Origin of the sequence: Mycolicibacterium psychrotolerans, assembly GCF_010729305.1 — a bacterium.
GTDB lineage: Bacteria > Actinomycetota > Actinomycetes > Mycobacteriales > Mycobacteriaceae > Mycobacterium > Mycobacterium psychrotolerans.
In genome coordinates, this window is sequence record NZ_AP022574.1 from 3,244,072 (window position 1) to 3,267,838 (window position 23,767).

The window sequence follows — 23,767 nt, forward strand, 5'->3', positions numbered from 1 at the left end:
CGGGACGAACTTCGGCACAAGGGTCCTGCTTTAAGACGAAAACTGCTCTAAGCTATAGCTACTAACAGGCCCGTCCCCTGAATAAAAGGAGACGGCGTTGCCTGTCCTCTCACACGAAGCCCGCCATCACCGCGCCCGCGTCGCCGCACTGTCGCGTGACCGCGGGTCCGATGATCCCGAACTCACCCAGGCCCAGGACGACCTTCGCAACGCGATGCTGCGCGAGCGGGCCAAGAAGATCGTCGACGACTGGGCACCGCTGACCGATCAGCAGCGCCAGGACATCGCCGCCATCCTGCTGACCGGATCATCCCGCGGAAGCGGCGACGCCGCATGACCTTCGACAGCGGCGAGGGGCCGCCCGAAGAAGACGGCGACCCCGGAACGAATTCCGAGGCCACCACCACGACCGCCACAGCCGATGACCAAGATCCTACCGCCCTCACGGTGCCGCGGATCGACCCTGACATGTCGCCAGTCGAGATCGCTCACCATCTCCATGAGTGCGGGTTCCATGCGTTCCCGACCGACCACCCCGACCAGCCGATCTGCATCGGCAAACACGGACCCGCGACCCCCTGCGACGGGATACGCGGCAAGCATCCCGCCGTGAAGTTCGGAACATGGGCAATTGTGCCCACCCCGAAGATGATCGATCTCGAATGGGACATGCACGGCGGCCTCGCCAACACCGGCATCGCCTGCGGCCCAAGCGGACTCGTCATCCTCGATGAGGATCAGGCCGGGGAACTGAATCGCTGGACAGTCACCTACGGCATCAACCTGCCCGACACCTACACCGTGACCACCGGTCGCGGTGAGCACCGGTACTACAGGTGGAACCACGCTGTACGACGGATCGGCAACAGCGCAAAGGCCATGACGGACTTCAAGATTGATGTCCGTGGTGACGGCGGCTACGCCATCGGCGAAGGGTCACACCACGCCTCCGGTGCCGCCTACGTCGGCAACGGGTTGCCGGTGGCCAACCTGCCCGACGAGGTTGCCGAGATCCTCCTCGCGGGCACCAGCGAGGAAAAGCCGCACCATCATCGCGATCAGGGCTCCTCCTGGGACGCGAACACCAGCGACGCCAACGTCGCCAAAATCGGGTACCCGAAGCGCCACAATGCGCTCATCGCCTACGCGGGTCGGCTCCGCAAGACCGGCCTGGACTACCACGAGGCGGAGCCGGTGTTCCATCAGCGGTGGCTGCTCTGCGAACAGCCCACCGGCCAGATCCCCGAAGCGACGTACCACAGCGCCGACTGCCCCTACCCGGTCACCTGGGATGAGGGCAAGGGCAAACTGCGCGACGTTTTCCATCGATACCCGCCGGGCCAGGGCGACGACATCCCCGAGCAGCCCGCCGACAAGCCTCGCCCCGACGCGGGTCAGTGGGACACCGAGAAGCATTCCGGCCACCTCGGGATGGCGGTCAAGATGGGCGCGCAGTACGCGGGGAAGTTGCTCTACGTCAACAAGATCGGGTGGCACCGTTGGGACGGTAAGCGGTGGGCACCCGACGGGGACGGGCAGGCACGCCGGGCGGTTCACGCCGTAATCAAGCGCGACCGCCGAATCATCAAAATGCTCAAACTGCCTGATGAGGAGGAGCAGAAGCGGCTCCGGCAGATCGCCCGGTACGAGAGCGCGTCGGCGATTACCGGCATCCTCACCGAGGCCGCTGCGCTGAAGACGTTCTCGGTCACCGTGGACGTGCTCGATGCCGACCCCTACTTGTTCAACTGTGCCAACGGCACCCTGGACTTGCGGACGATGGACATGCGGCGGCACGATCCGGCCGACCGCATCACCAAGATCGCCGTAGCTGCTTATGCCCCGACGCCGGCCGGCAACTGCAGCACCACGACTTGGACGTCGTTCCTCGCCACGGTGCTGCCCGACGAGGAAGTCCGCGACTACCTGCAGCGTCTGTGCGGCCTGTCGCTGATCGGGGAAGTCAACGGCGACAAGCAGATCCTGCCCATCATCACCGGGGGCGGCGCTAACGGGAAGACCACCGCCATCGAAGCGGTCACGTTCGCGTTGGGCGATTATGCGATGACCGCCGAACCCACCCTGCTGATGGACAAGCGTGGCGACGCCCACCCCACAGGCGTCGCCGACCTGATGGGCCGCCGGTTCGTCAGCGTCTGCGAAACCGAGCAGCACCGTCGCTTCAACATCGCGCTGGTGAAATGGCTGACCGGTGGGGACACCATCAAGGCCCGATTCATGCGGCAAGACTTTTTCTCCTACACCCCGTCGCATCTGATGATGCTGGCGACCAACCATCTGCCCCGCATCGATGACGACACCCCGGCGGTGTGGCGGCGGATTCGGGTCATCCCGTTCACCGTTCAGATCCCCGACGCCGAACAGGACAAGAACCTCAAGGACCACCTTCGCGCCGAGGCCGACGCGGTGCTCGCATGGATCATCGAGGGTTGGAAGGAGTATCGGCAGCGCGGTGGGCTCGCCGAGCCGGACGGCGTCCTGGTCGCCACAGACGGGTACCGCAACGACTCCGATGCGGTGGGACGGTTCATCGAAGATGAGTGCGATGTCGGCGGTGCCCAGTCGGCGGTCACCACCCAGGCACTCTTCGAACGGTGGGAGCGGTGGGCGTCGGCGGACGGCTCAGCGGCGGGCAGCCGCATCGCGTTTGGGCGCGCACTCGACGCGAAAGGCTATCCCGCAGAGACGAACACCCACGACCGGCTGCGGCGGACAATCTGCCTGAAGTCGCAGATAGAGGACGTTACATGAGCCTGTCTGCGCGCATTGCGCACAATGTTCATTACTTTCTATGCACGCGCCCGCGTAAGAAACTGACGAGGAATACGCGCAATACGCGCAAGCGTCCCCCCGCGGCAGTAGACAGGTCGAAGCCGTGAACCGCCGGAACCGCCGGGCCAGTGGCCCGGGCCGTCGCCTCACCCTGACCCCCGCCGACATCCGGCGGGTGACCTCCTGCCCCGACTGCGGCTCCGAGGTCGAAAGCATCGAGCTTGAGCCCAGCGTGTACGAGGCGGTCGTCCGGCACGACGACACGTGCCCGTGGTTCGCGGCGTTCCAGCGCGACCGCGGATACGGGGTGAGGTTCTGGTGAACGGACTCGCCGTCGGCGAGCTGCTCACAGCACTCGCCAGGAACACACCCCTGCTCCCCGGGGCGGTGTGCACTCGCCACGTTGAGGTGTTCGACGACGAGACGCCGCAAGGCATCGCCGCCGCCACAGCGCTCTGTGGCAGATGTCCGGCCCGCGCCCCGTGCACGCCGACTGGGCGGCCAGCATCGACTCCAGACGGCTCGGCGGCGTCATCGCCGGGGAGCATCACCGATTCAATTCCAGAAAAGTCCGGGAGCTTAAGATGAGCGCCTTCATTGGTCCCTCCCGCGAGGGCTGCGAGGTGGGCTGGGATGTGCGGATCGGTCGACATCTGACTCCCGACGGGTCCGTCGTGGTCCCCCCTCGAATTGCCGCCTGGCTCGAAGACAAGGCGGGAGTGTTGAGTGATAGGCGAATCCTTCTCCGTGGGACTGACCCGGAGGCGTATTCGGTACTGGCGGCAGTCCACGTCGCTGCGCTCCGCCACCGTTCCGGATTCGGAACTGAATCTGCCATGTGGCCTACTAGTTCTAGAGACTTGGAGACGTGGGTGACAACTGCCGAGGCCGCGAGGCAACTGAGTGTCACCGACAGGGCAGTACGGAAACGTATTGCCGCCGGTCACCTTCCGGCGACCAAGCACGGCGGTCGATGGCTGCTCCACAGCAACGACATTCAGATCACCCAGGCGCTGGCCTGAATACAGGGAGTATGTAATGCAAATCAGCGACTTCGACGGCAAGAGGGCAGCAGTTGCCTCGGTACAACGTCAACTCGACGAACAACTAGACGCCATACGGCGCAACCGGTCTCTTAGCGATGCTGGCCGGAAAGCGGAACTCGCGAAAGTCGTTCTGGCCGCGCGCGCCCGTGTCGACAAGATGCGGTCAGACTTCGCGGCGGAACGCAAAGCGCGAAGCCACAACCTGCACAAGATTGTGTTCGGAGACTTGACCGACGTCCAGGCATCCGCGGTCATTGCCCACCGAGACGCTCAAGACCGAGCCGCCCAACTCGAGACCGCTGACGATGCGAGGGCGATGCTGCAGCGTGCCAACCAACGTGGGGACGAGTCCTTGGCCGGTGCCGTGGCAGAAACTGCCTTTCGACGAGGATGGATCGAGGTCGCGCGGGATTACGCGAGAGAGGCAGGCAAGAGCGGCGCACTTGACTTGCTCATCGACACCGCGGCTGGCCGCCTCACCAACCTGGCCGAAAGTGCGGTCTTCAGAGTGCAAAATCCCGGAGAGCTCAGTGGTGCAACAGAACCAGTCTTGCAGAAGGCGGCAGAGGTCCACGCACCCGGCATGGGACCAACCAACTGGTAACAGACCCGACCCGCCGGTTTCGTTGGTTACGTTCCGCTGAAGGGACCGTAATCGGCTGCTTAGCAACGGCTATACCTCATACTGGCGGTCGCCACGCTTCGCGCAGGGGAACCCACTACCCAATCGCAAGAAGGACGCTTCGAGTAATAGCTCGTCGAGGCAGGGCCGACCCGCATAGGGCGCAGCCACCTACCCGGCTGGCGTCGCCGAATGACGGCCAAGGTGCATCAGTCCCCTTGGACAATTAAAAGGCGGCTGGTCGGATCACCACATTTGACATATGGCCATGGGCTCGTAGGGACCCCACCCTTTCTCGGCCCAATACTGTTGCTTTTCGGGCACTTCGGCAAGTTGCTCGTCGTCTTGCTCAAACAACAGACCATTTGGGGCGTAGGTTTCGCACGCTACCCATGAGGCCGTACCCAGAGGGACGGTGATGTATTTGGTGTCCGAGGGCACCATGACCTGCTGTCCTGGACATGCTCTGTAGAACTTCCCTCTGACTTCGAAAGCGGTGCAAGGTGTGGCGCTATTGCTAACTGTGAAGGTGCCGCCGCCAACAGTCTCGTGATCAGCCGCCGCCTGGGGGGCCATCGTCACCGCGCAGGCCGCTACCGCCGCCGCAACAAGGAGCTTGGCAATCACGAGTTAGTCGCCGTAGAACAGCGTGTAGTGACCGGGTCCCGTTTCGTAACAGAACGAACGGCTTGCGCCTGGCGCAGCCATGGCATTGGCTTGCCGCGCCGCTGCCTTGCATGCCGTCTCGTTCACCCCGAAAGCGATGTACTGATCCGCGGCAGCCGTGGGCGCACTAAATACGCCTAGGGCCAGGATGGTGGCCGCGATGCCAAATATCTTCACAACGTCGTCCCTTCTTTAGTCGCCGACGTACATGCGTGCGTGGCGCTCGCAGAGATACATCGAGGCGTAGGTCATGAAACGCCAACCATCGTCGGTGATCCTGTTATCGACCGTGTTCCCGCCGTGGAAGTACACCACCGCAGCCGTGAACGGCTCCTTGGGAAACTGATCCATGACTTCGCACGCCCGATAGCCTCCGGCAAGGATCTTTTCGTCCGACAAGACGCGATCCGGCATCACGTACATCGGCAGGTGGGAAGTCGCCTGGATGTACTGCTGCTCGCCACGCGGGCCATCCGCGTGCGCGAGGCCACCCGTCAGTGCCAGCGCGGACAGCGCCGATGTGCCAGCCGCAACAGCGATGGATTTCGCGAGCAACTCAGCTCTCGCAGCCGATGCCATCGTGGTCCTTGTCCAACCACGGGCCGTAGTACGGCGACGAGGAAGGTATGTCCGTTTGGCCGTTTGCACGCGCCTGGGTGCAGTTGGCGAACGGCGTCGATCCTGGCTGCGCGTTAGCCGTGGCAGCCCCCCCGAGCGGAAGTGCGCAGATGACAGAAGCGATGAGTAGTGACTTATGAATCATGTATGGCCCCCCGGATAAGGGTGAAGTTCCCCCAACCCCACCGAAGAATAAACCCGCGCGCACCAAGATCACAAGTTTGCTGTAGTCACCGCGAAAGGGCGTTGGCAACTCCACCGCCCGTCGAGGAAAGCCGGATGGCTCTTGCAGACCTTGGGCGCAATCGTCCGGTCGAGAAGGTATCGACACCTCGACCGCGCGGATGGTGGCAGGCGTTCTTGCTAGTCTCGCCGGTCTTGAGTTGGAGTTGGGTCGTGAACGCCGCTCTGCGGCACGGGAACCGCTTCGGCGCGAGGGCAGTCCGTTGGCCGCCTGAAGGCGCTTGGATCATGAAAGGCGGCGCTGGCGCAACGGATGCACGCCAGCGGCGAGAGCGCAACGCTCATTGCCGCGACTCTTGGCGACAGTCGGGCAACCGTGTATCGCGTGCACGTCGCCGACAGCAGCACTGAGTAAGAGCTGCGACGATCGAGCCTTTAAATCGATGCGCTGCACGAGCGGCTGCGGAGTCCCTGAAATCGGCCAATTCCCCAAGGGAGAGCCATCGCACGCGCAAGGAAACCGACGACCCTCTTTTAGTAAGGTCTCGGCTATGGCGGGGGATTCACCGGTTCCGGTGGCGAGCACACAACTTGAACGCATGTCCGCTGAGACGCGTCGGGCACTGGGGGAGCTAGCAGACCGGCTGCGCGAGTCGCCGCCTGACACAGCGATTCAGGAAACCCAGGATCGACTCATTGAAATCCAGGGGCGCATCAATGGTGTCGTCGAAAGCCTGCCTGAGCAGGCGCAGGAGCGCGCTCGTGGTCTCCTCCAAACCGCGCTGGACGCGGAACGGATAGCCAAGCTTCTGGCTGGCGAGTTTTTGATTAACGTCCATGACGGTGGCCGGTCGGATCACATCCAAGGCACCTTTGGTCAGTTAATTGGGCCCGATGAGCTGCACTCTCTGGCTAGTCAGAGTGACACGACTTCCGCATACATCAGCACAAAATCCTCGGACTCTGCTGTGCTGACGCACCTCGACGGTTATGGCAAGTTCCTGAATGACTGGTGGCTCGTCGCCGTCATGCCGGTGGCCGAACTCCTCAGCAGGGCTACAACAAGCACAACCCAGATCTCGATCGGCGTCAGGGAAACCCCAGTAGTCCGAGAGGCCATCACGGAAAGCGAGAGGCTTCGTCAACAGCGTCTTAGTAGTGATCTTGAGGAGACGTTGAACAGCGCGAAGACTGCGACGACCAATGTTGGCGAGAGCGAGCTGACAAAAGCGTTCTCCGACGTGCAGAGCGAGGCCGAATGGGCGGTGCGTCGGTGGACGCTCAGCGTCTTCGTCTTCGTCTTAATCGGCGTGCTGACGCCGTTCATCGCCATCAACGTTGACATCGAGGCCCTGAAGCAACTGACCGAATTGTCGGGCCTCTTGATCAAAGTGTCGTCTAGCCTGCCGTTCTTCGGCTTGGCCGCGTACAGCGGTCACATCGCCGCCCAGCATCGTGAGACCTCCCGGCACTTGACCATTTTGAACGCCCAGATCAAGTCGGTACGCGCGTATAGCAATGAACTGCCGGATTCCAATCGGTTGGAATTGATGACGGCACTTGGGCACCGGGCGTTTGCCGATCCCGGCTTCGTGTCAAAGGACAAGGGGAACGTCACCCTGGTGCCGGACGGCGCGACAGATTTCCTGAAGCAGTTGCGGGGACTCATCGCAGACACGAAGAAGCCGGAGTAATCACAACCGCCCGGCGTGTGCTGGGCAGCTTCGTACCTAGTTCCTTGCGTACCCAGTTCGTCAGCCCCGCCATCTAGACTCACGCTTCATGGGGAGATACAGGGGTGGCAGCAAGTCCTGGGAGCAAGCGGACGCCGCCGGTCGTACGCTGGATAGCCGGCAATTCCCTGAGTTGAGCGCGGTTTTCTATACGGCCGACCCGTCGGAGTTCATCAAGATGAGGGTGAAGATGCTCTCGCTGATGGGGAGCCCAGATGTGTTCCTAGCCCCGGCATTCGCGATTGACCGTCGAATCGGGTCGATGGCGTTCGGTGGAAGTGAAGTGCCTTCGCATGAGGAGCGCCAGCGGTATCTGAGGACGGAGGCAGTGACGGTCGTCCACCACGCCTCCGAAGCGCTGCTGCGACTATTCTTCGCTCACGTTGACCACCCTGAGTGCCCTTGGTTGAGTATGTCATCATCGCTTAGCCCTCGTGAGTTCAAAGAGCAGGTCGAGGAAGCCTTGAACCTTGGATTCAAGCAGCCCGACATCGCGCAAGTGTTTCTCGGCGGCTCGGACCCGGACGACGCGGGTATCGAAATGACGGCTGAGGACTTCACAACAACCGTCGAGTCTCTCGAAATGTTGCTAGTCGACTGTGCCTGGCGTTTCACCGGCGACGCATTCCTATATAACGCCGTCAAGCACGGACTGTCGGCCATCGATCTTGATGACGAGGAAGCCAAGATGGAGTGGGAGGGCCACGATGGTCAGCGCCTGCGGATGCACAAAGGTCCTCTCCATGTCTACTTGCATCGGAAACTTAGCCCCAACGCGAAGGTGAGCGATGGGCAGTGGTTCCTCGGTCTTGATGACCCAAATCCCCAGCGCGACATGATGATAACCTCGCTGATCACGTACGCGATTGACTCGCTTTGGGCGGTTGCTCGCCGCCAGTACTTGGGCACACCGGGCTCAGTCTGGTTCATCGGAAAAGGTTCGATCGAACTTGCCTTATATGCTCCCATTGAAGCTGCCGCGAATCTTGTTCGCCGAGTCGCTCACGAACTCGTCAAGGTGAGACCGGACGGTGACGTGGACGGGACCAACCATCATATTTCGATTCACCACATACCCGACGATTGGAACTTGGAGGAGCCGGAGCACCAGCCCGCGATGAGACCCATCGACCTTCCGCTACGCGAGCGTGATCGGCATACTCCGACCGCTAGTCCTCTTGCGTACTTACCAATTGTGCCGAGGGGTTTCGCGCAGGGAAGCTGATTAACGAGCGCGACGCTTGCCCATTAAGGCACATGCAGTACATCACGACCCTCGCGTGACGGGTACCACGCTCTTATCATGGGTGAGCGCCATTCGATTGCGTCGGCTGTTGTACGGCTTCGGCGTTGGGACGCGGAGGGCCATACCCCTGTGGTCGCCAGCTCGCACTCGGGCGGTGCGTATGTCCCGTCCACTGGAACCCGTCGAACCATCGGTATTGCTCATGATCCCAGGGATCGATGAACCAACCAGCGTTGGCCGCTCGTGCACCTTCCCTGACGTTGGCGTAATCCAGTGCGGCGATCTGTTGGCGCTCCAGCTCCATCATTCTCGCGTTCTGAGCCGCCTGTATCCGGGCAGCGTTCCGGGTCTGTCTGGTATATCGAGCGGTGCGTTCCTGATCACTGCGAAAATCCACAATCCCCAGCGTCGAGATGCTCGCCGCCTTCCTCATGATTCCCATGCTTTTCGCCTCCCGCCGCTCGCTCTGCCCGGGCTCCTAGACAACATTCAACAAGCGGTATTCGTCGATTCCTAGTGTCTTCTATCGTTAGCTCAGAGGGCCTTTTGACCCATTGCAATGCAGTCGCCTCCCGCTGGTCGGCGCGCTCCGCGAGCAGTTGGTGGCCTCCGAGCCCGTGGGCTGGCTGGTCCGGCCGCCGCCAGCGCGGGCTCCGCAGACACAAGTCCCCGGAGAAGCTGTCGCGCGCCCGGCTGAAGGTGCTGGGACTGCTGCAGGCTGAACACTCAGGCCTGGCAACATCCAGCCCCCTCCTCGGTGTGGACCCGAGCAGTCCGACGAAGCGTTCGGCAATGTTTGGAGTGCCGCTGGCACAGGTTGCCAGCCATCGCGACCGAAGTCATATGGGCGATCCCGAAAGTCAGTTAGTGCAGGGTGATTCGGCTCCCTGCAACGGTGGTCACGACTCTTCAGCGCACTTTTTGAGCGACCGAACCGGGTTCGCAGCACGGTTCGCATCGGCTACGGCTCCTCGAATCCACAGGCCATCGTGAGAATCGGCATCGGGGCCAGTTGAAGCCTGCCTCCATGATCCTCCGGAGGGCCGCCCAACACCCTCTGCATCGTCTTGAGGGCGAGGGATGTGAACACTCTCGGGCTTCGATCCAGGTCGGCCGGCCTTCGGCGATGGAACGGACAGCGAGGTCGGCGTGCTAGCCAATCTCTACGGGTCGCCCCAGATCCCGTGACAAGACCCGCGACGCTTCCTGCATCGACGCGTTGCCCGATTGCAGGAACTTGAGTGCATGCTGCATCTCTTCGGGACTGATATCGTTCGTGCCCTCTACGCAGAAGTGCATCGACACATCGTAATCAGACAGTGCCGCTTGCAACTTCGTGGCGAAGGGCGGATCAGGCGGCGGCATATGTCCCTGCAAACCAGCAACGCCGTCGTGATACTGCGAGCAAGCCGCATACATTGCGGGAATGTCTTCAGCCTCTCCTGCCGTCGAAATGGCACCAGCTGCCGTCTCAATCGCATTGACATGGTCGCCCACCTGGGTCCACCAGGTCACGAGCGCCTCGTTCATCGGCGTTGTAGGTGGCGTAACGGTTTTGATTACTGTGGATGGTGCAGCAGTCACGGTCGACGGTGAACCAGTCACCGTCTTCGTACTAGTGGTGCCTGTTTCGACCCCCGAACTGCACGCTGATAATGCAAGCGCAACCGCAACAATGAGTATTCGTGGTGACAACACTGCCACCTCCCTTCCTTGCCCGTGTGCCCTATGCGATGTGCCCCGGCTCATCCGGCAGCACTGTGTTCGGTGTCAGCATGTAACTCTCGTACTTGTTGAACTCCGGCACCCATTCCGGCGGGTAGTAGGTGCATTCATACGAGGAGCAGTAGCTGTGCCCTGGAGCGAGATAGGCCGGCGCGTAGAACTGCCGTTGACGGAACCAGGATCCGTCGGGCCGGACCTCGCTATCGCAGATCGTGCGGGTCGTAGCCTTTAGCCCGAACATCATCCAGAGCTGCTGGACGCAACCCGGTTGAATCGGTGCAGCTAGCGCTGGGGTTGCGACTGCGGACAGCCCACAGAAGGCCAACGGCATTACCAACGACATCTTGAGTGGGTGCATTGTCGTTGTCATGGTGCCTCCACCAGAAGCGTTGTCTACGACGCTCCTCTGAGTCGCCGAGAACTCGGTAGAGCACTCGGACTCTTATCGCAAGGCCCGAAGGCTTTCGCAGTGCTAGGGCTACGCGGAGGGAATGCGGCCGCGACGGGAAGTGTCCGGCGCAGCGGCGGGCAGAAGGCTTAGGGATACCCCCGTCGGGCACATCAAACGCCCCATCGCTGCTAGTCAGGGGCGTTCGCTAGCAAACCCTGGCCGACGCATATGCCCTGCCAGCGGGTGGGGGGAGACCCCTAGCTACCGGGCCAGTTGGCGCGGTAGACATAGCGTCTCCCGGTTCGCGTATCGAGCTGGCTTCGCCCAGAACCACTGAGCATTTCGGCTTAAGCAGTGGTCGGCTCTTCCTCACCTGGGTCCATGACTTCAAAGTGTGCACCGCAGTGCGCACGTTGTCCTCCGACAATTGGCACCGGATAGGTGAATTGACCCAGGAGGAAACCCCGGGCTTCACCCGGGGCTTCCGCCTAGCGCCGACTTAACGAGGATCAGGGGAGATTGCCCTGGCGGTTCCCCGCGACTGCCGAGTTGTTTAGGCCAGTCTGGTAACCGTCGGCACCACCGGCCTGGTTGAGGCCAGGACCGGTGAAAGCGCCGAACGCTCCGGAACCGGCACCGGAGCCGTTCTGCGCACCCACCTCGACAGCCTGCTGCCGTCCGGGGTTGGCGTCATAGCAGGCAGCGCCGGTACAACCGTTAGGTCCTGCCCAGGCCGTGGCTGCCAGGGCGATGCCAGGCACCGCCAGGGCACCGGCCACCGCAAAGCCTGCGATCGTCTTCTTTGTGAATGTCATAACTTCTGTCCCCCACTGTTGGATGTGGTGTGATTGCTGACAGAGCCGAAGCTATTCCAAACCGACGGTCGGCCATAGTGCCGAAGGTCCCAACTTACGGATCTCGAACTTTCGGACGTTACTGCCTTCGTTCGACAAGTGCGCTTCATGCCTCCGCTTCGTCGGCAAAATCTTGTCCTGAGGTGCACGTCCTCGGCAAGCACACCACAATTTGCTGCATCGTCAAAAGCGCACGTAGTTCACTCGTTAGAGCGGCCAAGACGGACCATGCTCTGAAACCCCATTCCACATGCTGGCTCCAGCCGGGGGTCGTCCACAGCGCAGTGCCATCGGTGAGCTTGCCGGTCGGCCCATATTGGGATTTCCGGCCCAGCATGTCCTGAGCACACGATGTCTACCGGCGGTAGACAGCCAGATCTGGCGGAAAGGCTTGCAAGGTCATAAACCCAAAGGCGGGTTTATGACCTTGACGCCGCGCGCTGGCCCCCAACCCTCACCAAGAGGATCATCATCACCATGAACCCCACCGCGGGCCGGCAACTCCGACGCGATCTCGACGCGGTCCTGGCCGCTGCCGTGAAGCAGCGCGGCCCCCTGGTCTTCGACGAGGTGGAGGAGATCGCGATCGCCGAGGCGATGATCGCCGCCGACCGCGCCGAGCAGCTGCGCGCCGCGTTCGACGATGAACTGGCCGGTGAGGCCCGCTCCTCGGCGCTGACCCGGCTGAGCGCCGAGGCACGCCAATGCTCGGTGCTGGCGGTGACGCTGGCCCGCTCGGTAACCAAAGAGCTGCTCGCGCAACCGAAGTCGGAGATGCACCAGCGGGCGGTGCGGGCCCGGTGGGACAACCGCGGCGCGAGGCACGGGTGACCCGCCGCCCCAGCGCCGACCAGGACGTGGGCCAGCTCTACGGATGGCTGGTCGACCGCGAGCAGCGCGCCTCCTGGTCGCCAGGCCACACCCTGGCGTGGTGCCCCGAGTCGGCGTCCTACACCGGCACCGCCGAGCGCCAGGCGGCGCTGGAGGCTGGGTTGCCGGTCGACCTCCCGGTGAGCGCGCTGCCGGGGTGGGCCCGCGTCGGTGAAGCACCGCGGTGGTGGCGGCGGGCCACCGTGTATCCCGACGGCACCGTGACGTTCCGCGACGACGAGCTGGCGTGGATAGTGGAGAACGGATGTAAACCGGCGGATGTGGCACAGATCACACCGCAACGGCCTCATCCGCCACGCCGTATGAGCTGCGATAACGCGGCGACTCGCGTGCTATCCCTTCCAAGTTGCGGCAAATGCCATGAAGATGATTTCCAAGGTTCGAGGTAGCGCCGCACTGACTCAAAGGTGCGGCCCCCGCTGCAACGGGGGCCGCCTCGAACTCCACCTGACCGCGAGACACCTCATGGAAATGACGACCCCGAGCGGGAATGAAGCGGCTTGCGACAGGCAGGAAGGGTCATTCATCGGTCTATACATGCGCCGTCACGTTGATGATATTCACTCGGAATAACGGGACCGTCGTCTTGCCGCCGATCTGGGTGTCATAGGTAAAGGAACCCACGACCTCGACGTACATCGTCACCTGGTCGCCCGCCACAATGTTGGCGATGATCGACGGGTCGTTCGCTGTGATCACCGCGTTCGTCTTGTAGGCCTCCTCAGCATGTGGCTTGCCCATGACGATGGCGCGGAAGGCATCCGGGCCCATCGCGGCGTCGGCCTGCGTGACAGAGCCGTAGATGATGATCTTGTGGCCTCTGGCGGAGTCTGGATCTTTCGTCACCAGGATGGCGAAGTCGCGTGCCGAGAGGGGCTGATACATCGTCGGGTCCAGATCGGTGACCGTCGGCGTGTGAGCGGTACTAGCTGGCGACTGCTGCGGCGCGGAGACAGTGACCGTCGGCGTGTGAGCGGTGCTGGTCTGCGAGTGCTCCGGAACTGTGACCGTGACCGTTTCGGTGCGGGCCGTATCTGTCGTCCCCCCACACCCAGCGGCCAGGAGAGCGGCCAGGAGAGTGGCGAACTGGGGCTTAAAAGGCATCGTGTGTCCCCCCAGACATTTTCCTTGGTCGCAAAGCTTGATGAGACGCGTCAGGGTGCCTCACCGGATAGAGCCATAGGTCCCACCTAGAGTCCCCTCGCACAGTTTTGCCCGACCGGTCGAGCGTGTCGACTCGAGGAGAGACAGAAAAGGCCCCTACGGTTGAGGGTTGATGAAACTGCCGTCTGCCCGCTCTGCGTCCTGCCATTTCGATAGTGAGCACGGGGAGCCGGTCGTCCCAGAAGAACCTGGGGTCATTCATGCCTTTCTACTCGATCTGGACGCACTGACCCGAACCCAGCAGTGGGTGTTGAACCGGAATGACGTCGCATTTCTCGACAAGCCGGAGGAGTCCGCGTGCGGCACTCGTGTGTCGCTCGTGTATCCGATGCCCTTCAACACCGACGACCCCGATGTGTGTCCGAGTTGCACGACGATGGCCACCTTCTGGCATACCGACCGCGAAGAGTTCCAGGTGCGCGTGCGGTTACGCCACAACCGCAGGGTCGCCCGCGAGGCTGAACGGGCGGCTAAGGCTGAGAAAAGCACCGACCTACTGAAGCGATCGCTGAAAGCAGGGGGACTCCTCCCCGGCGACGACGAGAGTCCCGATACCTCGGTGCATCGGGCTCAATCGCCGCGACCCGACGGGTTCCATCAGAGATAGGGATGACCAAATGCATTCTGCTGATCGTCTATGTCTCGGCTCTGCTCGCTGAAGCTATCGGTAACTGGTTCGCCTCGAAAGACGTATTCCGGATGGTGAAGGTGCGCCCAGGTCTCCTCGAACCTCAACAGCCTGAGGATGGAAGATCGCTCGCGGTCCGGTCGCCATCGGAGTGGGTGCCGCCCTAGGTGCGGCGGGGAACATAATGTCGATGTTCATCGGCTAAACAGCGACACACGGAATGGCGCACAGAAGGCACAGCCCTTTGTGGGCATCGTTGGAACAGCTCCTGGCCTGTATCGCAGCGTTTCACCCCACGGAATGCAGTTGACGACATCGGTTATAGGGGTTTTGTCGCACGACCACCGTGATCATCCGCACCACCCTGCAAGACCTGGAATCCCGGGCGGGGATCGGCGTCACCGGCGGCGGCACCCGGCTGCCCATCAAAGACGTCATCCGGATGGCCGGACACGCCAACCATTATTTGGCAGTGTTCGACCAAGCCACCGGATCCGCGCTGGACCTGTTCCGCACCCGCCGTATCGCGTCGCCGGCGCAGCGGATCATGCTCATCGCCCGCGACGGGGGCTGCACCAAACCGTGCTGCACCGTCGGCGCCTACGGCGCCCAGGTCCACCACGTCTCCGCCGACTGGGCTGATGGCGGCAACACCAACATCAACGACCTCGGCCTGGCCTGCCCACCGGATAACCGCAGCGTCAAAGACGGCTGAACTACCCCAGGTTTTGTTCCGATCTTTATAGGAGGATCAGGAACATGCCCCGTCAGTATTCGCCGGAGTTTCGCGATCGTGCGTTACGGATGTTGGACACCACGATGGAGGCCTCGGAAGTATCGGAGTTCGAGGCGATTAAGTCTGTGTCGAGCAAACTCGGCATCTCTGAAGAGTCGCTGCGTCGATGGCGGCGCAAGGCTCAAGTCGATGCCGGGGAACGACCCGGGACGTCCAGCTCCGAGCACGCCGAGATCCGCCGCCTCAAGCGAGAAGTTGCCGACTTACGCAGAGCCAACGAGATTCTGAAGTCTGCGTCTGCGTTTTTCGCAGCGGAGCTCGACCGCCCCGCGACGAAATGATCGCCTACATCGATGCACATCGCGATCAATTCGGGGTCGAGCTCATCTGTCGTATCTTGCGGGCAGCAATCCCGGGATTCCTCACCTCCCGGGGCTACCGAGCCGCCAGGACCCGCCCGCCCTCAGATCGCGAAATCCGCGACGAACAGCTGATCGCGGACCTGCGTGTGGTGCACCGGCAGAACTACTCGGTGTACGGGGTCAAGAAGATGCATCAGGCCATGAAACGTCGCGGCTGGCACCTAGGCCGCGAACAGACCCGACGCTTGATGCGCAAGGCCGGCCTGCGCGGTGTGCAGCGCGGAAAGCCGGTGTTCACCACCGTCACCGACCCCGCTGCCGCCCGGCCCGCTGACCTGGTCAACCGTCAATTCAAGGCCCCGGCACCCAACCGGTTGTGGGTCGCCGACATCACCTTCGTACGCACCTGGCAGGGATTCTGTTACACCGCCTTCGTGACCGATGCCTGCACCAAGAAGATCGCCGGCTGGGCCGTCTCGGCCACGATGCGTACAGACGACCTGCCGCTTCAAGCATTCAATCATGCCGTGTGGCAGTCGAATACCGATCTATCCGAGTTGATTCATCATTCCGACCGCGGATCGCAGTACTTATCGCTGACCTATACCGACCGACTGGCCGAACTCGGCATCGCACCCTCGGTCGGGTCCCGCGGCGATAGTTATGACAACGCCCTCGCCGAAGCCGTCAATGCCGCCTACAAGACCGAACTGATCAGCCGCGCTAAACCATGGCGGTGCGTGGACGACGTCGAGCTCTCGACTGCCGCATGGGTGGCCTGGTACAACCAGGAACGCCTGCACGAAGCCCTCGGCTACGTTCCACCAGCCGAGTACGAGGCCGCCCTCACCGGCGCCTCATACCCCGCGAGCCAGCCAACCCCGGCCCTCGCAACCGAGTAGGAACAAAACCCGGGGTAGTTCACCCCACCCGCCCACCTCGACACCGGCCAAACACGCATCAACACCTACCACCGCCCCGAACGCCTCCTACGCCCACCCGACGAACCCGAGGAGCAGGAGGAGCGCGAGGTTCACGACGCTGCCGCGCCGGCCGAGCCGGTCAAGTCGACGGACGCAGAGCCTCCCACCTCAGCCGACGAACCAGGCGAACCCGGCGGACCGGCACCTCCGGACGGCCAGGCGGCCTGAGTGTCGCGAATCTTGAACACTGACAACGGGATCAGCGTCTCGAGCGGTAACCACCCGAGATAGGTGCGGCATACAAGCGTGGTCAGCCACGGCAGGCGCCGGCCAGGACGCCGACGTACGGAAGCGGCAGTGTGAACGGCGCCTATCGCGCGCCGTTAGCGAAAACGCAAGTTCACGTGTGTGTCCGAGGGGGGACTTGAACCCCCGCAGACCTCCCAGGTCAGGCGCGCGAAACGCTCTCTAGCTGCCGGAATACATGACTGTGGTTCACGCGGGTTGTCCCGGATTCAGAGAATTTTGTGTCCAAAGCGTGTCCAGGCCGACGCACCTTCTGTGCCGTGCTGCAAGACCTGGCCGGCGCGCTGTAGACGCTCGGGGCGAGCGCTCAGCGGCCTTGCGTGGGTGGACGCTCGACTGGTCGCCGGCACCGTGCCGTTCGACGTCTGCACCGCGACGGATCCGGTCGGTTTCCTTTGTCTTGGCCGCGGGTGCTGCATAAGCCGGTGGCGGACTACGGGAACGAAAGCCGCAGCCACCGCGCCCTGTCGGCGGCTGCTTGCTCCATCTGCTCGAACGGGTTTTTCCCTCGGCGCTCCACCAGGTCGACTAGATCCTTCATCAGCCATTGCGCGTGCAAACTCGGGTACAGCAGTTTCCCCGGATCGCTCGTCACTCGCGCCTTGAGCACGCCCGGTTCATCTGTCTCCTGAAACATGTCCTCGTCGGCCATTCCGAGATACACCCACGGCCGGCCGTGCGCGTACCCAGAGCACATCTGCCACGAAAGCAGCGGTTTCGACGTCGGCGCATTCGCGTCCGCGTAAGTGACCGCCTCAGTGCTCCGGTATCCGCCCGTCACGTCGGCCTGAACGGCGCCGCGACCGGCGATTGACCGTAGCCGCGCATACTTTGCTTTCTTCGTCGCCGCGTCAGACAAGCCGAGTGATTCGAGCGCGGGGTGCTGGTCGTGAAAGTTTTTTGCGTGCCAACGCAACACGCGTTCGACACGAACAGTTCGTTTCGCCGGGTGCAAGATCCAGAAAGCCGACGACAACACTTCGAGTGCGCCACGAACCATGGTGAACGGCGCGGCGCTGTGAAGCATGTTGAGGTCGAGGAGAAGTGACTTCATTGCGTGCAGGTGATCGACCCCGGCGACGATACACATCTGCACCGCGTGCGAAACCTGGTAGGGATCGCTCGCGCGGTCATCGCCCGCAAGCGGCGATCCCGGCGATACTGCGAAGTCCATCGGGTCGTTGACCCGTTCCATCATTCGATCGACGTCAGCGGCGAAGGTCGCCCACAGCGCGTCAATCTTTTCCTGATCTAGACCGTCCCCCATGCGCTGCGATCAGTTCAAACGCGATGCGGCACGGTAGCGCTGCATCGCCGGCCCGGTTTCGATCCTCACCCGCAGCATCCGCCGGTAACCCGCGAACCAGAGTTTCGGCAGCACCAGCGATTCGCCGCCGGCGTAAGGGTTGGGGTCGCCAGGTTCAGCCAGCGACCCGGAGTACAGCGCGAACATGTACTCAGCGCGCTTCGACACCCACCAAGCATGCAGGCACGCGCGCCCAGAACGTCGGACCCACGCCGACGACGAGCGCCAGGACCACGACGTCGACTCGGCCGGCCGGACCCCGCCGTCTCGCGGGGATCACCAGGTGGCGTCGAGGCCGCGCTCGAACAGTTCACGCGCAGACAGCCGAGGCCCGGCCGGCGGGAACAGGTCGATCACGAACGCGCCGCCCTCGTCGCCGGTGCGACACAGCTGTTTCAGCTGGTCGATTTCGGCCTGGAAGAACATGCCCTTCCGCGGCTGCCGCGTGTCGACAGTCTGGCCGTAACTCATCGTCTGCTGTGTGGTCACGGCGCCGGTGCCGGCCTCGTTCCAGCGGAGCACGGCGCCGCGCAGCTTCGACTTCACGAACCCGCGCAAGTGCGCCGGGAAGTCTGGTTTCAGGATGCAGGGCGCATGAAAAGCGGCCTCCCCGATCGCATCGTCGATCATCTCTTGCGCCTTGGCCGGCGCGATGGTCGCGAAGTTTTTCAGGTCGTCCGGCGTCAACAGCGGCGCCGGTTGTGGCTCGGTCATGGTCGCGGCCTCCCGTTCATGGGTGACGACGGCCGGCAGCAACCCCGGCCGTCGTCACCGTTGTGTGCGCGCGGCGCCCGCCCGAGAAAGGGGAACCGCGGCACCAGGCGCAGGCAGTTACAGGACAGTCAGCTTCGCGACGCGCGTCGCGTGCTGGATCGACCAGCCCAGGCGCCACGTCACGCGCACGCCGATGGAGTCCGAACTGAAATAGGCGTCGTCGCTGCGGGCCAGCCGAACCGGACTCTGCGCCCCGATCACCGCGGACTGGTCGACGACGAGTAGCGATCCAGCGGGCATGGCCGGCGTGACGAGAACCGGCAGACCGAGCAGCGCCCGAGTAGCGGCCACTGTGCCGGCGCCAACCAACGACTCATTGCTGTCGGTCGCCCGCTTCAGCTTGCTCAGCGTCGCCCACGCCGTCGGATTGGCGATTACGTGAGTCGCCGTGCCGCCGTCAAGTTCGATGAAGGACACCGCGTCGACCAGCTGGTCGAGGTCATCGCCGATCGGCGTCTCGAAGTCGATGATTCCCGGTGTGTTGAGCAGACCGGTCGGGCCGGGATCGGCTTCGAGGTTGCCGAGATAGGCGGCGTTGGCCTTGGTGACGACGCTGCGCGACAGCGACTCGACGACCATCCGCGCGGCCTCGGGCTGCGCCAGCGTCTCGAAGCTGTACTTGCCGAGCGCAGCGACCTTCCCGGTGAGAACGACGACCTCATCGAACTCCTGGTTCGCGTCAGGGATTTCTGCGCCTTCGGCGACGAAACCGACGACGCCATCGTCGGCGACGAACGGAACACGGATTGCCGGTTCGTCGCCCTCTATCGCACCGACGACGGTCGCCGTTTGGAGGATGAGCGCGTCGGGCACGACGTCGGCCGGTACGAACGCGGTCTGGTCGGGTGCCCAAGCCTTCGGGCTGGTGGGGGTGGTCTGAATTGCCATGATGAAACCTCTTCTGAGAGAACGGATTTTACGAACTCACAGGAGGCGCCTGGCCTGGACCTGCAACCCACGCGGTGGGTGTTGCTGCGGCCGGGGGTGCCCTTCCCGAGGCGTGACCCCCGGCCTCAGCACCCGAGTCTAGCCGTCGCGCCCGTCACGCCCCATGACCGCGCCGACCATCGCGTCCAGCCCGGACGGCCTGGGCGGACGTCCAGGGCTGCGACCCTCACCCTTGACGTAGTTGCCCCGCGGCGGCGGGTTCGGAATGCCCAACTGCTCCCGTGCCGCGCCGATCGCCTGTGACACCTTCGCCTCGTCGACGGTGCCGTCGTCGCTCAGCAAGTCGCCGAGTTCCGCAGACGCCCACAGTGCTGCCGGCCGCAGATCATCGGCCGTCGCCAGCCGGTCGACTTCGGCCCGTTGAAGGGCTGCGACGGTCGCCTTGAGCGTGTCGCGTTCGGCTTCGACGTCGCGAAGCCGCCGGCGGTACTTGGCCGCTTCGCGATTGCCCTTGCCGCCGGCGTCTTCGCCGCCGTCGTCGTCCTGGTCGTCGTCCTGGTCCTCGCTGACGGCGTCGGCCGGCGCCTCGGGGGGTTCGGGCGCCGCGGCCGGTTCTGGTGCGCCCTGCGCCACGCTGGCCGGCTCCGCGGCCGGCGGCGCGTTATCGCGCGGAGCGCCGTAGTTCTCGGTCGTGCCGGTGTCGGCGGTGCTGGTATCGGTGCTCATCGTCGTCTCTCTCGGTTGATTGATGTTGCGCTTCGCAGCGGTCTTCACGACTCGCCCCGCCCTGCGTACGGATCGAACAGTTCGACGCCGGGATACTCGCCGGCTTCGACTGCCGCCGCGATGCCGATCCGGTCGGCGTGCGCTCGGTCGAGCAACAGGCTGTTGAACTGGAAGGTTTGAACCGACCGGCCGACCATCAGCGGCCGGCCATCAGCGTCGGTCACAAAGTCGACGTCGATGCTGGTGAACCGTCCGGCGCCCAGGTTTTTTACCCAGCGCTGGGAGTAGTCCTCGACGGCAGCCAGCGTCATCTCGTAGCGCGGACCTGGCGGGCGCTCGCCTACATCGCCGAACAAGTCCCGAACCGCAGCACGCAGGTCGTCTCTGTCCATCATTTTTCTTGATTCCTCTCGGTTGTTTTTTCTTCGGGGGATTTCAGGGGGGGCATGTCGCCCTTGCCGCGAGGGGCGGCGTGGGTGGGGGTGGGGGTTCCTCCCCCTGGGTCGCGGTCATGGCTTGTCGTCGCCGTCGTCTAGGGCGCGGTCGAGCAGCTTGCCGGCTTCGGCGACCAGCGCGCGGGTGGACGCGGGCTGTGATCCGGCGCGCGGGTAGACCTCGACGTAGCAGGTTCGGGCACCGTCGTCTCCGACGGCCGGGACGCCGACGATCAGGACGGCATCGACGGGGACGTCGTTGGGATCGCTGTCGTCGTCTCGGGTGGCGTCGAATAGCGCTGTGATCGCGTCGTCGAGCAATCCGAATGCGAACGCTTCTTCGTGGGCTGTGCTCATGGCTTCACCGCACCGGACGTGTTCACGATCTGGCCGGCGATGACGCCGCGTGGACGCTGTGCGGCCGGCAAAGCATCCAGCCACGCTCGGCAAGGGTCTAGTGCTGGACAGGCCGCGCACTGGCGCAGAGCGGCGCTGCGGGCGTCGTCGAGTTCGGTGGTGGTGATCTGGCCGGTCATGCGGTGCTCGCCGATGGTCCGCTCAAACAGGTCGCTCTTGTGCTTGCATCTGGCACCGTCCAGGTCCGGGATGCTTTCGAGCAGCGCGCGCATGGTGTTCCAGTCAGTCATACGCGCAGCGCTTTCGCGGACACATGCTGGCGCACAAACCCAGCCCAGTCGGTTTCGCGAACCCAGTTCTTTTCCATCAGGTGCGCGGTCCAGACCAACAGTTCCTCGTGAGTGCTGACACGGCCGACGTCGAACTCGTAGCCGGCGTCGTCAGGGTGCGGGTTGCACGCGCTGTGATGCACACGCCACGGCGCACGATCAGGAAACGTGAGCAGCGCCGCGCAGCTGATGACTACTCCCAGTCGTCCTGCTGTGCGCTGGTTGGCTTCGACTTCAAGCCTCCAAATCGCAAGCGCTTCGCGGTACTGACGTAGGTCGCCGTTGGTTACCCCGACGTGGCCGGTGCCGGGTCGGACCGGCTTGTTGCAGACGGCGCAGCTGTACGTGATCTTGGGCGTCATGCTCAGTCCTCGGTGTCGTCGGGTTGGTGGATCGGTTCGGAAAACGATCGGGTCGGCTGAGTTGGCGCGGCCTGGTGCTCGACGTCGGGCCGGCGCAGCCGGCAGCTTCGGGTGCGGCCGGCGGACGGGGCAGCAAGGCGCATGCGGACGACGCACGGAATCGGGCGGGTCTCACCGTTGGGGCGCGTGCACCACCTGTGCGGCGGCGCCTGGCAGTTCGGACATTCCTGGTCCATCGCCGCATCGGCGTAGACCGCTTCGAATATTCGCGACCTCACAACGCGGCCACCTCATTCCACGCGCGCGCGGTCTGTGGGTCACCTGGAAGTCCCCGGTTTGCGTAACCCCGTACGCAGATTCGGCAGGGGAATTCGAGCGGTCGTGCACGCCAGTGCATGACCGGATGGAGTATCCCTAGGTACGTGGGTATTCCTATGTCGCACCCACGGGGGTGCACCTTAGGTGCACGGAAACCGTGCAGCATCGAAAGGTGTTGAGGTGCACCCCTAGTCGTGCACCTCAGCGGGTTTCGTGGTGCACGGTATCCGTGCACCTCAGCGGGTTTCGTGGTGCACGGTATCCGTGCACCACGACCGGCCGTCACAGCTGCGCCTTCTGTTTGGACGGGAGCACGATTGGCTCCTTTGCGATGACCAGTTCTTCATCGGTGAAGCGGCGCCCGCCGGCACAGATCACGTAGGCGCACCGTTGCTTGACGTTCTGCCCGTCGCGGATGAACCCGCGCCGCACTAGTCGGCCGTCGTCTTCGGCCCGCTGTATGGCGGCGCTGGCGCGGTCTCGGTTGAGACCCCATCCGAGTTCGACAGAGATCTGCGTGGCCGACGTCTCCCAAGCTTTCTGGTCCGCCCTGGTGGACGCGCGAGACAGCATCAGCAGGATCACGGCCAGGCCGTCGGAGCCAAGCGCGCGGTGGTGCGCGCCGACGCGAATCAGTTCGTCGGAGACCACGGTGTAGCCCTTGCGCAAGGGGTCGCCGAAGACCTGAATTGGGTTGCGGTGTCCCATCGCGTCATACCACCCCGCCACGAGGCTGCGCGGGCGTCATGGTGCGCTCGCCTTATCGCGGTGGGACCTGTGGCGCTCGCCCGCACGCGTGCCAGCGACCGCGACCGAACGGCCGGCGCTCCGTACCCAGTCGACCAGGACGAACCCGTCCCACTCGTCGCCTGCCATCACGCACCCTTCGCTTCATCGTTGGTAGAACCAGAACCCTGAGGCCGCGGCGCCTACGGGCCGTCGGCGACCTGTTGAATGACGGCCCGGTATTCGCGCGTGGCGCGGCCCATGTGGTCCCTCACCACGACGGTGATCACGTCGCCCGTCGCGGTGACGCGTGCGGTCGAATCCCAGTCGTCGGCCTTCTTGATCGGGAACACTTCGCTTGCCGCCGCGAGGCGGGCCGCGATCTGCTGCGCTTCGCTCATCGGGCACCGTCGACACGATTCGACGCCAGGAAGGCGAGCACGTCGGCCCGCAGGTAACGAATCCGGCTTCCGATGCGGGTGTACGGGATTCCCTTGCGCTGGTATCGGTCCTGGGCAAGCGCGCCCTCGGTCGTGCCAACGACCGCGGCTACGTGCTTGCCGGTCGACACTGGTGGGAGTGCTTCTGCGGGGATCGACCTGTCGAGGTCGGCGATGAGGCGGTCCAGCGCGGTCGGGGTCATCGAAGTTGTCACCATGC

30 protein-coding genes, 3 pseudogenes and 1 other annotated feature are annotated in these 23,767 nt (G+C 63.6%); of the genes and pseudogenes, 14 read left to right on the forward strand and 19 right to left on the reverse strand.

Annotation, left to right across the window (positions count from 1 at the left end; genetic code table 11):
- The first annotated feature begins 97 nt into the window (after positions 1-97).
- The 5 genes from G6N45_RS15785 (at position 98) to G6N45_RS15805 (ending at position 4,443) form a co-directional block, all read left to right on the forward strand.
- On the forward strand, positions 98-337 hold the full coding sequence (locus tag G6N45_RS15785; protein WP_163723130.1) for a hypothetical protein: 240 nt from the start codon (positions 98-100) through the stop codon (positions 335-337).
- A complete protein-coding gene (locus G6N45_RS15790) occupies positions 334-2,772 on the forward strand; it encodes a phage/plasmid primase, P4 family (RefSeq protein WP_163723131.1) in 2,439 nt (812 codons plus the stop codon). Before G6N45_RS15785 ends, G6N45_RS15790 begins: the two co-directional genes overlap by 4 nt.
- A 124-nt stretch (positions 2,773-2,896) precedes the next feature.
- Entirely contained in the window at positions 2,897-3,115 is a 219-nt protein-coding gene (locus tag G6N45_RS15795; protein WP_163723132.1) for a hypothetical protein, read from the forward strand.
- A gap of 514 nt (positions 3,116-3,629) precedes the next feature.
- Positions 3,630-3,815 (forward strand): helix-turn-helix domain-containing protein, encoded by a 186-nt coding sequence (locus tag G6N45_RS28405; RefSeq protein WP_407664339.1) that lies wholly within the window; start codon positions 3,630-3,632, stop codon positions 3,813-3,815.
- A gap of 16 nt (positions 3,816-3,831) precedes the next feature.
- Positions 3,832-4,443, forward strand: coding sequence for a hypothetical protein (locus G6N45_RS15805; RefSeq protein WP_163723134.1), 612 nt, complete (start codon positions 3,832-3,834; stop codon positions 4,441-4,443).
- Positions 4,444-5,319: 876 nt separating this feature from the next.
- Here the strand turns inward: G6N45_RS15805 and G6N45_RS15810 are convergent.
- Both G6N45_RS15810 and G6N45_RS15815 read right to left on the reverse strand, forming a co-directional pair.
- Positions 5,320-5,706 (reverse strand): hypothetical protein, encoded by a 387-nt coding sequence (locus G6N45_RS15810; RefSeq protein WP_163723135.1) that lies wholly within the window; start codon positions 5,704-5,706, stop codon positions 5,320-5,322.
- A complete protein-coding gene (locus G6N45_RS15815) occupies positions 5,684-5,890 on the reverse strand; it encodes an excalibur calcium-binding domain-containing protein (RefSeq protein WP_163723136.1) in 207 nt (68 codons plus the stop codon). Before G6N45_RS15815 ends, G6N45_RS15810 begins: the two co-directional genes overlap by 23 nt.
- Positions 5,891-6,059: 169 nt before the next feature.
- On the opposite strand from G6N45_RS15815, the pseudogene G6N45_RS15820 reads away from it, so the two are divergent.
- From G6N45_RS15820 to G6N45_RS15830, 3 genes and pseudogenes are all read left to right on the forward strand, one after another.
- Positions 6,060-6,343: pseudogene (locus G6N45_RS15820) on the forward strand (helix-turn-helix domain-containing protein); the annotation flags it as partial.
- Positions 6,344-6,527: 184 nt separating this feature from the next.
- A complete protein-coding gene (locus tag G6N45_RS15825; RefSeq protein ID WP_163723137.1) occupies positions 6,528-7,622 on the forward strand; it encodes a hypothetical protein in 1,095 nt (364 codons plus the stop codon).
- Between the two features lie 88 nt (positions 7,623-7,710).
- Entirely contained in the window at positions 7,711-8,886 is a 1,176-nt protein-coding gene (locus G6N45_RS15830) for a hypothetical protein (RefSeq protein ID WP_163723138.1), read from the forward strand.
- Positions 8,887-8,962: 76 nt separating this feature from the next.
- On the opposite strand, the gene G6N45_RS15835 is transcribed toward G6N45_RS15830, so the two are convergent.
- The 4 genes from G6N45_RS15835 to G6N45_RS15850 form a co-directional block, all read right to left on the reverse strand.
- Positions 8,963-9,340 carry a DUF2510 domain-containing protein gene (locus tag G6N45_RS15835; RefSeq protein ID WP_163723139.1) on the reverse strand — a complete coding sequence of 126 codons (378 nt, stop codon included), beginning with the start codon at positions 9,338-9,340 and terminating at the stop codon, positions 8,963-8,965.
- Positions 9,341-10,059: 719 nt separating this feature from the next.
- Positions 10,060-10,437 carry a hypothetical protein gene (locus G6N45_RS15840; RefSeq protein ID WP_163723140.1) on the reverse strand — a complete coding sequence of 126 codons (378 nt, stop codon included), beginning with the start codon at positions 10,435-10,437 and terminating at the stop codon, positions 10,060-10,062.
- A gap of 196 nt (positions 10,438-10,633) precedes the next feature.
- Positions 10,634-11,002 carry a CDGP domain-containing protein gene (locus G6N45_RS15845; RefSeq protein ID WP_456093950.1) on the reverse strand — a complete coding sequence of 123 codons (369 nt, stop codon included), beginning with the start codon at positions 11,000-11,002 and terminating at the stop codon, positions 10,634-10,636.
- Between the two features lie 530 nt (positions 11,003-11,532).
- Positions 11,533-11,838, reverse strand: coding sequence for a hypothetical protein (locus tag G6N45_RS15850; protein WP_163723142.1), 306 nt, complete (start codon positions 11,836-11,838; stop codon positions 11,533-11,535).
- Positions 11,839-12,354: 516 nt separating this feature from the next.
- On the opposite strand from G6N45_RS15850, the gene G6N45_RS15855 reads away from it, so the two are divergent.
- Both G6N45_RS15855 and G6N45_RS15860 read left to right on the forward strand, forming a co-directional pair.
- Positions 12,355-12,708 (forward strand): hypothetical protein, encoded by a 354-nt coding sequence (locus G6N45_RS15855; protein WP_163723143.1) that lies wholly within the window; start codon positions 12,355-12,357, stop codon positions 12,706-12,708.
- Positions 12,705-13,157: a hypothetical protein gene (locus G6N45_RS15860; protein ID WP_163723144.1), complete on the forward strand. Its 453-nt coding sequence runs from the start codon at positions 12,705-12,707 to the stop codon at positions 13,155-13,157. The genes G6N45_RS15855 and G6N45_RS15860 overlap by 4 nt, the downstream gene beginning before the upstream one ends.
- Positions 13,158-13,299: 142 nt before the next feature.
- Here G6N45_RS15860 and G6N45_RS15865 read toward each other — a convergent pair whose 3' ends face one another.
- Positions 13,300-13,872 (reverse strand): hypothetical protein, encoded by a 573-nt coding sequence (locus G6N45_RS15865; protein WP_163723145.1) that lies wholly within the window; start codon positions 13,870-13,872, stop codon positions 13,300-13,302.
- Between the two features lie 172 nt (positions 13,873-14,044).
- Here G6N45_RS15865 and G6N45_RS15870 point away from each other — a divergent pair, with 172 nt between their 5' ends.
- From G6N45_RS15870 to G6N45_RS28410, 4 genes and pseudogenes are all read left to right on the forward strand, one after another.
- A complete protein-coding gene (locus tag G6N45_RS15870; protein ID WP_163723146.1) occupies positions 14,045-14,539 on the forward strand; it encodes a hypothetical protein in 495 nt (164 codons plus the stop codon).
- Between the two features lie 364 nt (positions 14,540-14,903).
- Positions 14,904-15,272 (forward strand): annotated as a pseudogene (locus G6N45_RS15875) (DUF222 domain-containing protein); the annotation flags it as partial.
- A 47-nt stretch (positions 15,273-15,319) separates the two neighbouring features.
- Positions 15,320-16,560, forward strand: a protein-coding gene (locus tag G6N45_RS15880) for an IS3 family transposase (protein WP_163723147.1) whose coding sequence is annotated in 2 segments (ribosomal slippage) — positions 15,320-15,602 and positions 15,602-16,560 — 1,242 coding nt in all. Because the reading frame shifts where the segments join, the coding sequence is not laid out codon by codon here.
- Positions 15,595-15,711 (forward strand) — a sequence feature (AL1L pseudoknot). It overlaps the preceding gene by 117 nt.
- A gap of 24 nt (positions 16,561-16,584) precedes the next feature.
- A pseudogene (locus G6N45_RS28410) lies at positions 16,585-16,809 on the forward strand (HNH endonuclease signature motif containing protein); the annotation flags it as partial.
- A 511-nt stretch (positions 16,810-17,320) separates the two neighbouring features.
- Here the strand turns inward: G6N45_RS28410 and G6N45_RS15885 are convergent.
- From G6N45_RS15885 to G6N45_RS15940, 12 genes are all read right to left on the reverse strand, one after another.
- Positions 17,321-18,154, reverse strand: coding sequence for a hypothetical protein (locus G6N45_RS15885; protein ID WP_163723148.1), 834 nt, complete (start codon positions 18,152-18,154; stop codon positions 17,321-17,323).
- Positions 18,155-18,163: 9 nt separating this feature from the next.
- Positions 18,164-18,361, reverse strand: a complete 198-nt coding sequence (locus G6N45_RS15890; RefSeq protein ID WP_163719584.1) for a ribosome modulation factor — start codon at positions 18,359-18,361, stop codon at positions 18,164-18,166.
- 108 nt (positions 18,362-18,469) lie between these two features.
- Entirely contained in the window at positions 18,470-18,949 is a 480-nt protein-coding gene (locus G6N45_RS15895; protein WP_163723149.1) for a hypothetical protein, read from the reverse strand.
- A gap of 75 nt (positions 18,950-19,024) precedes the next feature.
- Positions 19,025-19,855, reverse strand: a complete 831-nt coding sequence (locus G6N45_RS15900) for a phage major capsid protein (RefSeq protein WP_163723150.1) — start codon at positions 19,853-19,855, stop codon at positions 19,025-19,027.
- A gap of 138 nt (positions 19,856-19,993) precedes the next feature.
- Positions 19,994-20,581, reverse strand: coding sequence for a hypothetical protein (locus tag G6N45_RS15905; RefSeq protein ID WP_163723151.1), 588 nt, complete (start codon positions 20,579-20,581; stop codon positions 19,994-19,996).
- Between the two features lie 44 nt (positions 20,582-20,625).
- The gene (locus tag G6N45_RS15910; protein WP_163723152.1) at positions 20,626-20,892 is read right to left on the reverse strand and encodes a hypothetical protein; all 267 of its coding nucleotides are present in this window, start codon (positions 20,890-20,892) and stop codon (positions 20,626-20,628) included.
- A 198-nt stretch (positions 20,893-21,090) separates the two neighbouring features.
- Positions 21,091-21,372 (reverse strand): DUF7213 family protein, encoded by a 282-nt coding sequence (locus G6N45_RS15915; RefSeq protein ID WP_163723153.1) that lies wholly within the window; start codon positions 21,370-21,372, stop codon positions 21,091-21,093.
- Positions 21,369-21,662, reverse strand: a complete 294-nt coding sequence (locus G6N45_RS15920) for a hypothetical protein (RefSeq protein WP_163723154.1) — start codon at positions 21,660-21,662, stop codon at positions 21,369-21,371. The genes G6N45_RS15915 and G6N45_RS15920 overlap by 4 nt, the downstream gene beginning before the upstream one ends.
- Positions 21,659-22,063: a hypothetical protein gene (locus tag G6N45_RS15925; protein WP_163723155.1), complete on the reverse strand. Its 405-nt coding sequence runs from the start codon at positions 22,061-22,063 to the stop codon at positions 21,659-21,661. The genes G6N45_RS15920 and G6N45_RS15925 overlap by 4 nt, the downstream gene beginning before the upstream one ends.
- A gap of 600 nt (positions 22,064-22,663) precedes the next feature.
- On the reverse strand, positions 22,664-23,089 hold the full coding sequence (locus tag G6N45_RS15930) for a hypothetical protein (RefSeq protein ID WP_163723156.1): 426 nt from the start codon (positions 23,087-23,089) through the stop codon (positions 22,664-22,666).
- Positions 23,090-23,310: 221 nt separating this feature from the next.
- Positions 23,311-23,508 carry a hypothetical protein gene (locus G6N45_RS15935; protein ID WP_163723157.1) on the reverse strand — a complete coding sequence of 66 codons (198 nt, stop codon included), beginning with the start codon at positions 23,506-23,508 and terminating at the stop codon, positions 23,311-23,313.
- On the reverse strand, positions 23,505-23,750 hold the full coding sequence (locus G6N45_RS15940) for a DNA-binding protein (protein WP_238886465.1): 246 nt from the start codon (positions 23,748-23,750) through the stop codon (positions 23,505-23,507). Before G6N45_RS15940 ends, G6N45_RS15935 begins: the two co-directional genes overlap by 4 nt.
- Positions 23,751-23,767: the final 17 nt, after the last annotated feature.

Coding starts and splice junctions, on each gene's coding strand:
- G6N45_RS15790 (WP_163723131.1), top strand. CDS start 334: ATGACCTTCGACAGCGGCGAGGGGCCGCCCGAAGAAGACGGCGACCCC.
- G6N45_RS28405 (WP_407664339.1), top strand. CDS start 3,630: ATGTGGCCTACTAGTTCTAGAGACTTGGAGACGTGGGTGACAACTGCC.
- G6N45_RS15805 (WP_163723134.1), top strand. CDS start 3,832: ATGCAAATCAGCGACTTCGACGGCAAGAGGGCAGCAGTTGCCTCGGTA.
- G6N45_RS15810 (WP_163723135.1), bottom strand. CDS start 5,706: ATGGCATCGGCTGCGAGAGCTGAGTTGCTCGCGAAATCCATCGCTGTT.
- G6N45_RS15815 (WP_163723136.1), bottom strand. CDS start 5,890: ATGATTCATAAGTCACTACTCATCGCTTCTGTCATCTGCGCACTTCCG.
- G6N45_RS15825 (WP_163723137.1), top strand. CDS start 6,528: ATGTCCGCTGAGACGCGTCGGGCACTGGGGGAGCTAGCAGACCGGCTG.
- G6N45_RS15830 (WP_163723138.1), top strand. CDS start 7,711: ATGGGGAGATACAGGGGTGGCAGCAAGTCCTGGGAGCAAGCGGACGCC.
- G6N45_RS15835 (WP_163723139.1), bottom strand. CDS start 9,340: ATGAGGAAGGCGGCGAGCATCTCGACGCTGGGGATTGTGGATTTTCGC.
- G6N45_RS15840 (WP_163723140.1), bottom strand. CDS start 10,437: ATGAACGAGGCGCTCGTGACCTGGTGGACCCAGGTGGGCGACCATGTC.
- G6N45_RS15845 (WP_456093950.1), bottom strand. CDS start 11,002: ATGACAACGACAATGCACCCACTCAAGATGTCGTTGGTAATGCCGTTG.
- G6N45_RS15850 (WP_163723142.1), bottom strand. CDS start 11,838: ATGACATTCACAAAGAAGACGATCGCAGGCTTTGCGGTGGCCGGTGCC.
- G6N45_RS15855 (WP_163723143.1), top strand. CDS start 12,355: ATGAACCCCACCGCGGGCCGGCAACTCCGACGCGATCTCGACGCGGTC.
- G6N45_RS15865 (WP_163723145.1), bottom strand. CDS start 13,872: ATGCCTTTTAAGCCCCAGTTCGCCACTCTCCTGGCCGCTCTCCTGGCC.
- G6N45_RS15870 (WP_163723146.1), top strand. CDS start 14,045: ATGAAACTGCCGTCTGCCCGCTCTGCGTCCTGCCATTTCGATAGTGAG.
- G6N45_RS15885 (WP_163723148.1), bottom strand. CDS start 18,154: ATGGGGGACGGTCTAGATCAGGAAAAGATTGACGCGCTGTGGGCGACC.
- G6N45_RS15900 (WP_163723150.1), bottom strand. CDS start 19,855: ATGGCAATTCAGACCACCCCCACCAGCCCGAAGGCTTGGGCACCCGAC.
- G6N45_RS15905 (WP_163723151.1), bottom strand. CDS start 20,581: ATGAGCACCGATACCAGCACCGCCGACACCGGCACGACCGAGAACTAC.
- G6N45_RS15910 (WP_163723152.1), bottom strand. CDS start 20,892: ATGACGCTGGCTGCCGTCGAGGACTACTCCCAGCGCTGGGTAAAAAAC.
- G6N45_RS15915 (WP_163723153.1), bottom strand. CDS start 21,372: ATGAGCACAGCCCACGAAGAAGCGTTCGCATTCGGATTGCTCGACGAC.
- G6N45_RS15920 (WP_163723154.1), bottom strand. CDS start 21,662: ATGACTGACTGGAACACCATGCGCGCGCTGCTCGAAAGCATCCCGGAC.
- G6N45_RS15925 (WP_163723155.1), bottom strand. CDS start 22,063: ATGACGCCCAAGATCACGTACAGCTGCGCCGTCTGCAACAAGCCGGTC.
- G6N45_RS15930 (WP_163723156.1), bottom strand. CDS start 23,089: ATGGGACACCGCAACCCAATTCAGGTCTTCGGCGACCCCTTGCGCAAG.
- G6N45_RS15935 (WP_163723157.1), bottom strand. CDS start 23,508: ATGAGCGAAGCGCAGCAGATCGCGGCCCGCCTCGCGGCGGCAAGCGAA.
- G6N45_RS15940 (WP_238886465.1), bottom strand. CDS start 23,750: ATGACCCCGACCGCGCTGGACCGCCTCATCGCCGACCTCGACAGGTCG.